The 3,000-nt window shown below is 67.8% G+C and carries 2 protein-coding genes and 1 pseudogene; 1 reads left to right on the forward strand and 2 read right to left on the reverse strand.

Annotated features, from left to right (window positions below; translation table 11 throughout):
- Nucleotides 1-158 precede the first annotated feature (158 nt).
- Nucleotides 159-362, forward strand: a pseudogene (locus V2B31_RS13675) (transposase); the annotation flags it as partial.
- A gap of 124 nt (nt 363-486) precedes the next feature.
- On the opposite strand, the gene istB reads toward V2B31_RS13675, so the two are convergent.
- Entirely contained in the window at nt 487-1,227 is a 741-nt protein-coding gene (gene istB / locus V2B31_RS13680; RefSeq protein WP_286866430.1) for an IS21-like element helper ATPase IstB, read from the reverse strand.
- 12 nt (nt 1,228-1,239) lie between these two features.
- Entirely contained in the window at nt 1,240-2,763 is a 1,524-nt protein-coding gene (gene istA / locus V2B31_RS13685; protein WP_286866433.1) for an IS21 family transposase, read from the reverse strand.
- Nucleotides 2,764-3,000 lie beyond the last annotated feature (237 nt).

Here is a 3,000-nt window from a genome sequence, read left to right on the forward strand (position 1 = left end):
GGACTTCAAAAAGGGGGCTTTGCAGCCGAGCTGGCAAAGATCAAATCCGCCCTCCTGCGCGGCACGCCCATAGAGGTCTGGTTCCAGAGCCTGTGAGGTGGTGCCGGTTTTCTGGACAGGATGCTAAGCTAATCCCGACCTGACGGATTGGTACGGGAATGAAGACGACAAGGAAGCGCTACAGCGCGGATTTCAAGGCGAAGGTGGCGCTGGAGGCGATCCGGGGTGACCTGACGCTGGCGGAACTGGCAGCCAAGCACGGCGTGCACCACACCATGATCGCGGCGTGGAAGCGACAGGCCATTGACGGGATGTCGAGCACGTTTGCCGGGACGGGCGATGCGGCCAGGTCAGCCAGCGAGAGTGTGGATTCCGACGATGCCGCCCACCTATTCCGATCTGATCGCGCCCACCATTCCGAGCTGATGCCGCCCGGGCGAGAGTGCCTGATCGATGGGCTGGTTTGTCACTGATTTCGGCTTCTGGTCAAGCGGCTGCTGGCACGGTTGGACGGCGCAGGGAGTCCCCGCTCATTTCGACGCGATGAGCGTTATGGACGAGGCGGTCGAGGATGGCGTCAGCGTAGGTGGGATCGCCGATCAGCTCGTGCCATCGCGCGACGGGAAGCTGGCTGGTGACGAGCGTCGAGCGGCGGCCATAGCGATCCTCGAGGATTTCGAGCAGGTGGTGGCGGGCGTTGCCGTCGAGCGGTTCGAGGCCCCAGTCGTCGAGGATGAGCAGGTCGACGCGGGCGAGGCTCTTCATGCGCGCGGCGATCCGGCCATCGCCCTTGGCCAGGGCCAGCTCGTCGATCAGCCGCGGCAGCCTGGTGTAGAGCACCGAGCGATTGTCGCGGCAGGCCTTGTGCCCGATGGCGCAACTCAACCAGCTCTTGCCGACCCCGGTCGGCCCGATGATCGCCAGGTTCTCGTGGGCGGCGATCCAGTCGCCCTTGAGCAGCATGTCGAACAGCCGGCGGTCGAGCCCGCGCGGCGCGCGGTAATCGACGTCCTCGGGCACGGCGTGGTGGCGCAGGCGGGCATGCCGCAAGCGAAGCGCCAGGCGCCGGTCGTTGCGGTAGGTCGCTTCATGGTCGAGCAGCAGCGCCAGCCATTCGGCATGGCCGAGGCCGGCGGCCTCGTCGTTGGCGGCCAGCTCGGCGAAGGCCTGCGCCATGCCGGCAAGGCCGAGCTGGTGGAGCAGGTCGAGTGTCGGATGTTTCAGCATTCTCGTTTCCTTTCAGTGGTAGTATCGCGAGCCCCGGATGTTGGTGTGGAGGATCGGCTCGCGCTCCGGGGATTTCGGCGCCGGGATCCTGTCGAGCCCCTTTTCGAGGATCGATTTGACCGAAGGGTAATTGCGCGCCTGGATCTCCAGCGCGCGCAGCGCGGCGGCCTCGAGCCGCTCGGGCCCGAAGCGCTTGGCGAGGCCGATGATGCCCAGGCACGAGCGGTAGCCCTGCTCGGGATGCGGCCGGCTCTCGATGATCTTCTCGACCAGCAGCGACAGCATCGGCCCGATCCGCTGCGCCTCCTCGCGGATCTTCGCCGGTGTCCAGTCGCCGTAGCGGCGGTGGCTGGACGGCATGTGCTCCGGGATCGTCGTGTGCCGCCCGTTGCCGCTGCCGCGCATGTGCACGGCGATGCGCTCGGAGCCGAGGAAGACCTCGACGGTGCGCGCGGTGATGCGCGCTTCGACCTCGCGGCGGGCGAAGCGGCAGGGCACCGAGTAATGGTGGCGCTCGATCGCGATGTGATAGTCGAGCCCGACCCGGCAGCGTTTCCACTCGGCATGGGCCCACGGCTCGGCCGGCAGCGGCTTCAGGTTCGGCGCATCCACTTCCTCGAACAGCTGGCGGCGCGTCTTGCCGTACTGGCGCAGTACCCGCGCCTCGTTGAGGTCCGCCATGCACGCGGCGACCGCCGCGTTGACCTCGGCCAGGCTGTAGAAGATCCGGTTGCGCAGCCGGCCCAGCAGCCAGCGCTCGACGATGCCGACGCAGGCCTCGACCTTGGCCTTGTCCCTGGGCCTCCGCGGCCGTGCCGGCAGCACCGCCGTGCCGTAATGGCGCGCCATGTCGGTGTAGCTGCGGTTGACCATGGGGTCGTAGCGGCAGGCCTTGATCACCGCCACCTTCGCATTGTCGGGCACCAGCAGCTGCGGCGCCCCGCCGAAGAAGGCGAAGGCGGCGTTGTGCGCCTCGATCCAGTCGCCCAGCTGCTCGGTCCAGGTCGCACAGGCGAACGACAGGCTCGAGCCGCCCATCACCGCCACGAAGAGGTGCGCAGGCCGCACTTCACCGGTCCGGCGGTCGACCACCGGCACCGTGTCGCCGGCGTAATCGACAAACAGCTTCTCGCCGCCGCCGTGGCTCTGCCGCATCGTCAGCGGCAGCCGCCCCTCCCACCGCCGGAACAGGTCGCAGAACCGGCTGTAGCGGTACCCGTCCGGGTGCTCGGCTACGTATTCCTCCCACAGCACCTGCAGCGTCACATGCTTGCGCTTGAGCTCCCGGGCCACCACCGACCAGTCCGGCTCCGGCTGCTTGCGCCGGCCGGGCTTCACGCCGGGCGCGCCGTACAGGCGCCGCTCCAGCTCGGCGTCGGCGATGTCCGGCGGCACCGGCCAAGCCAGGCCGGAACGCTCGAACCGCGCAATCATCTCGCGCACCGTCGAACGGGCTATGCCGCTCAGCCGCGCAATCTCCCGAACCGCCTGGCCACCCTCCCGGTACAGCCGCATCACTTCGCGCACGTCGCGCATCTTCACCCTCCTCGTCGGCATCCATTCCTCCCGGCCACTTCCAGCCGGAAAGCATGGTCCCAACGATCAGGCACCGCACCCCAAGGGTGGGCGGACATTAATCGGAACGGTGGGCGGGATCAGCTCGGAATCCCGGGCGGGAATTCCTCGGAATGGTGGGCGCGATCACCTCGGAATCCGCAAGCGAGAGCGAGGTGGAGAAGCTGCACGCCAAGATCGGGCAGTTGGTTGTGGAGC

Origin of the sequence: Sphingobium sp., assembly GCF_036170395.1 — a bacterium.
GTDB lineage: Bacteria > Pseudomonadota > Alphaproteobacteria > Sphingomonadales > Sphingomonadaceae > Sphingobium.